Here is a 1,405-nt window from a genome sequence, read left to right on the forward strand (position 1 = left end):
CAATGTCGTCAATTTAGGCCATCACCCCCGGCAATGGATTGATATATCTTGATTTTCTAGGGTTGGACCGCCCTGGCCGGATCATCTCTTGATCTTGGATGATCCATTGGAACAGATCCAGGATGGATTTTTCTGAATTGTCTGCTGACCAGAGCGAGAAGAACCGGTCACGGAACTTGAGCAGAGTGGCCCGGAAGTTGATGCGGTATTCCCTGGAGCGTCCGGTCGTTCGCGATGTCGCCACCGGCTGAGACAGGGCGGCGCTGATGGCTGCCAGCGTGAGAGTCAGGAATCGGGCGTAGATTTCCTGGTACACGCCTAACCGGCTATGGGTGCGGAAGCGTTCGACCTGAAGCCAGGTTTTGAAGGCTTTGTAGGATTCCTCAACGCCCCAGCGCTCGGCGTAGAGGGATTTGAACAGATGGGCCGGGTGGGTCTGTGTATCAAGCAGGCTGGTCGCCAGGATCTCGATGTGTCCCTGACCCAGATCGACCCGGATCAGGCGTAGCGTCAGGGGTTGGTCACAGACCTCCAGGGCGGCGCAGTCACTGCGCATCGTGGCGCTGGGTGTCCACAGAATCACGGTCTCCGTCTCGCCGGAGGCAACGAATTGGGTGACCTGGGTAGTGAAATTCAGGGTCAGTCGGGCACAAAAAGCCACTTGGGCATGGCGATGGGCAGCGAACAGGGCAAATGAGGGGAAACCACGGTCATAGATGGCCAGATCGTCAGTTCGCAAACCACTGAGCAGGCGTTCGGCCAGGAAACGTTCTCCCATGTACACCGGTGAAAGCTCACAACTCAGCGGCACACGGGTCAGGACATCCTGGTGGCTGACCAACAGGGCCATCGGTCGCCGGGTTTTGGTCTGGTTGCCCTGGGTGCCAAACTCATCGGCCAGGTCGTCGTTGAGTGGCAGTCGTATCTTGGTGCCATCCACGGCGACAAGCCGATAGCCCATCCAGCGGCGGGGTGTCTGCACCGCATGGAAGGTGTTCACGGCCTGCTGCTGCAGGCTGACCAGGGCTTCATAGGGAAACTTTTGGCAGGCTTTGGACACCGCTTGCTTGGTGACACTGGCCTCCTCTCCCAAGTCGCGAAACAGCTTGTCAATGCCGAACTGGAGAGAAGGGACCGCGCCGGAGAGGAAGAACAGCACCATGCGCTTGAAGGTCAGCGAGCGTTGCCGGGAGAAATCCCGGGGGTGGTAACAGTGCTCCCGGATGAACGTGGGATCACTCACCGAGGAGTCGATACGGTTAAGAATTATTCTCATAAAGGCAAGCGGGTTTCTGAAGTGCCGTCAACAAGTTTTTCATGATTTGAATATCTCCAGCCTTGCCGTGAATTGCTTTTATTTTAACAAAATCATACGGTTATTGTTTTTTTTAAGTTGACGGTATTG

At 56.1% G+C, this 1,405-nt stretch carries 1 protein-coding gene; it reads right to left on the reverse strand.

Features of this window, described 5'->3' with window-relative positions; genetic code table 11:
* Positions 1–13: 13 nt before the first annotated feature.
* A complete protein-coding gene (locus LQ952_RS15790; protein ID WP_238623569.1) occupies positions 14–1,276 on the reverse strand; it encodes an IS4 family transposase in 1,263 nt (420 codons plus the stop codon).
* Between the last annotated feature and the right edge of the window lie 129 nt (positions 1,277–1,405).

The sequence above is a fragment of the Ectothiorhodospira lacustris genome (assembly GCF_022227785.1).
Classification (GTDB): domain Bacteria; phylum Pseudomonadota; class Gammaproteobacteria; order Ectothiorhodospirales; family Ectothiorhodospiraceae; genus Ectothiorhodospira; species Ectothiorhodospira lacustris.

What these genes read in the sequence shown, in the direction of transcription:
- LQ952_RS15790 (WP_238623569.1), bottom strand. Translation starts at nt 1,276, where the DNA reads ATGAGAATAATTCTTAACCGTATCGACTCCTCGGTGAGTGATCCCACG.